The sequence below is a fragment of the Actibacterium sp. genome (genome assembly GCF_041584535.1).
Taxonomy (GTDB): Bacteria; Pseudomonadota; Alphaproteobacteria; order Rhodobacterales; family Rhodobacteraceae; genus Actibacterium_D.
Genome location: NZ_JBFHDW010000293.1, coordinates 1 through 3,165, shown reverse-complemented (window position 1 = coordinate 3,165; position 3,165 = coordinate 1). Strand labels below are relative to the sequence as shown.

4 protein-coding genes are annotated in these 3,165 nt (G+C 64.9%); 3 read left to right on the top strand and 1 reads right to left on the bottom strand.

Translation table 11 applies throughout. From position 1 onward, the window contains the following. Positions 1 to 1,189, bottom strand: a 1,189-nt coding sequence (locus ABYW26_RS12525; protein ID WP_372605243.1) for a proline dehydrogenase family protein, incomplete at its 3' end; no start/stop codon positions are given. Between the two features lie 123 nt (positions 1,190 to 1,312). Between ABYW26_RS12525 and ABYW26_RS12520 the strand changes: the two genes are divergently transcribed. The 3 genes from ABYW26_RS12520 to ABYW26_RS12510 form a co-directional block, all read left to right on the top strand. Beyond that, positions 1,313 to 1,783, top strand: a complete 471-nt coding sequence (locus ABYW26_RS12520; RefSeq protein WP_372605241.1) for an Lrp/AsnC ligand binding domain-containing protein — start codon at positions 1,313 to 1,315, stop codon at positions 1,781 to 1,783. A 60-nt stretch (positions 1,784 to 1,843) separates the two neighbouring features. Beyond that, the gene (locus tag ABYW26_RS12515) at positions 1,844 to 2,494 is read left to right on the top strand and encodes a TetR/AcrR family transcriptional regulator (RefSeq protein ID WP_372605240.1); all 651 of its coding nucleotides are present in this window, start codon (positions 1,844 to 1,846) and stop codon (positions 2,492 to 2,494) included. Continuing rightward, positions 2,491 to 3,165 (top strand): HlyD family secretion protein (locus ABYW26_RS12510; RefSeq protein WP_372605238.1); only part of this gene is annotated, 675 nt, incomplete at its 3' end. The genes ABYW26_RS12515 and ABYW26_RS12510, both read left to right, overlap by 4 nt.

Sequence of the window (3,165 nt, the reverse complement as noted above, 5' to 3'; positions counted from 1 at the left end):
CGTTATGAGTGGCGAATTGCGGATAGACCCGGTCGGTCATCGCCAGCACTTTACGGGCATTGCCCAGATAGCTGATATCGGGCGCCGCCTTGCGGGTGAACACCGGGAAATCCGTCAGACCCGCGACCTGAGCCCGCTTGATTTCAGTGTCCCAATAATCACCCTTGACCAGCCGCACCATGATCCGCCGGTCAAGGCGGGTGGCCATCTGATACAGCTCGTCCAGAACCTTACCCGCGCGGCGGCCATAGGCCTGAACCACCACACCGAACCCGTCCCAGCCCGCAAGCCGGGGGTCGGCCAGAACCGCCTCGATCACCTGCATCGACAGGCCCAGCCGGTCGGCCTCTTCCGCGTCGATGTTCAGGCCCATGCGGGCGGCGGCGGCCTGACGCGCCAGATCGCGCAGCACCGGCACCAGTTCGGCCATGACCCGGTCAAACTTGGCGACCTCATAGCGCGGATGCAGCGCCGACAGCTTGACCGAGATGCCGGGGTTGGCGGCGATATCGGCATGGGCACAGGCGCCCCCGATCGCGGTGATCGCGTTGCGATAGGCGGTGGCATAGCGGGCGGCGTCGGCGGCGGTCATCGCGGCCTCGCCCAACATGTCGTAGGAATAGGTAAAGCCGCGCGCCTCTTTCTCGGCGGCGCGTTTCATCGCGGCGCCAATATCCTGCCCCAGCACGAATTGCCGCCCCATTTCCCGCATGGCGCGGCTGACAGCGGTGCGGATCACCGGCTCGCCCAGACGGCGGACCATGCCGCGCAGCGTGCCGGAAATCCCCGGCTGGCCCTCGTCCAGCACCTTGCCGGTCAGCATCAGCCCCCATGTCGAGGCATTGACCAGCGGCGAGGACGAATGGCCGATATGGCGGCTCCAGTCCGAGGGCGCGATCTTGTCTTCGATCAGCGCGTCGATGGTCTGGGCGTCGGGCACCCGCAACAGCGCCTCGGCCAGACACATCAGCGCCACGCCCTCATCGGTCGATAGGCCGTATTCGGTCAGGAACACCTCCATCAGACCCGGTCGGCTGGCGGCGCGAATCCGTTCGACCAGACCGATGGCATCCGAAACGATCGCAGCCCGCGCCTTGGGCGACAGATCGGCGCTGGCGGTCAGGTCGCGCAGCAGCAGCGCCTCGTCCCGGCGTTTGTTGCGGTCCCATTTTTGATCAATGCGGATCATTTCCGGCTGTCCTGAAAGGTGATTTCAGCCCATAATATCCGAAATCAGCTATGCTTTTTGCCTGTATTTTGGAAATTAGCGCCCCTTTTTACCAAATATGATCAAGTTTTCAGGAGTATCGCCATGACCGACCAACCCAATCTGGACCGGATAGATCGGGCCATTCTGGGCGAACTGGCCCGCAACGGTCGAATATCGATGATCGAACTGGGGCAAAAGGTCGGCCTGTCGAAAACCCCGGTCACGGCGCGGGTGCGGCGGCTTGAGGCCGAAGGCGTCATCACCGGCTATCGCGCCGAACTGTCGCCGCGCAAGCTGGGGCTGGAACATGTGGCCTTTCTTGAGGTGCGCCTGACCGACACCCGCGAGCAGGCGTTGCAGGCCTTTAACGCCGCCGTGCGCCAGATCCCCGAATTCGAGGAATGCCACATGATCGCCGGCGGTTTCGACTATCTGATCAAGGTCCGCACCCGCGACATCCGCGACTATCGCCGGGTGCTCAGCGAAAGCGTATCGCGCCTGCCACATGTGGCCTCGACCTCGACCTATGTGTCGATGGAAAGCGTGCGCGACCGTGGCGTGGCTCAGGTCTGAACTGGTAAAGAACGTCGCGGCGGGCTTGCTACTAACTGACCGGTCAGTTATTTTGTGCAAATGGAAACGCCCGACTCACCACGGCCGAAATTCCGTCGCCGGGCCGAGGCCCGCCCTGACGAGGTGCTGGATGCGGCGCTGGAGCTGTTCACCGAACAGGGCTACGCCCGCACCACCGTCGAACAGATCGCCCGCCGCGCTGGCCTGTCGAAAGGCGCGGTCTATCTGTATTTTCCGTCGAAAGACGCCCTGTTAGAGGGGCTTGTCACCCGCGCCATCGGGCCGCTGACCGGCGCGGCGTTTGAAATGATCGCCGCGCATAAGGGCGACCCGCGCCCGGTGATCGGGCAATTCCTGCGCATGCTGGCCGCCGCGATGAGCGACGAGAAAATCCGCGCGGTGCCGCTGTTGGTCCTGCACGAGGCCCCCGCCGCACCCGATGTCGCGGCCCTGTTTCGCCGGGCGGTGCTGGACCGCGCCTTGCCTGCGATCACGGCGCTGCTGGCGCAAGGCGTCGCGGGCGGCCATATCCGCGCGATCGACCCCGAACTGACGACCCGCACCATCATGGGGCCGGTTCTGGCCCATATGATCCTGTCTCGGGTGTTCGGTATCGAACCCGAAGGCGGGCTTCAGATGGAAAAACTGGTCGAAAACCACCTGTCCATACTTTTTGCCGGGCTGGAACCGCCCAAAGGAGACGCGACATGAGCACGCTTCCCGACTGGATCATCGCTATTCTGGGCACGATTGCCCCCGGCCTGATCGACCCCGGCGTCACTGCCTATAATGGCTATGCCGAGGGCGAATATGTCTATGTCGCCCCCACTGCCGCCGGGCGCATCGCGCAGATCGACACCTCAGAGGGGGCACAGGTGGCGGCGGGCGCGGTTCTGTTCCGCATCGACGACACGCATCAGGTGGCGGCGCTGCGATCGGCCGAGGCGCAGGTCGCGGTGGCGCAGGCCAATCTTGAGAACCTCTCGACCGGCAGCCGCAGCGCCGAGATCGACGTGATCCGCGCCTCGCTGGATCAGGCGCGGGCCGATCAGAAGCTGGCGCAATCGACGGTTCAGCGCTCGCAACAACTGCTGATCAGCGGCTCGATCTCGCAAGCGCGGGTCGATAGCGACACCGCCAATCTGCAAAGCGCCAATGCCCGCGTGGCCCAGCTTGAGGCCCAGCTTCAGGTCGCCGAACTGCCGGCCCGCGACGCCCAGCGCATCGCCGCCGAGGCCACGCTTGAAGCAGCCGAGGCGCAATTGGACGACGCCCGCTCGGCCCTGAACGACCGCGTGGTGACAGCCCCGGTCGGCGGCCAGATCGACAAGGTGTTCTATGATCCGGGCGAGGTCGCGGGCGCCGGAGCGCCGGTAGTGGCG

Excerpts from the sequence above, each read along its gene's own strand:
- ABYW26_RS12520 (WP_372605241.1), top strand. The coding sequence starts at position 1,313 with ATGACCGACCAACCCAATCTGGACCGGATAGATCGGGCCATTCTGGGC.
- ABYW26_RS12515 (WP_372605240.1), top strand. The coding sequence starts at position 1,844 with ATGGAAACGCCCGACTCACCACGGCCGAAATTCCGTCGCCGGGCCGAG.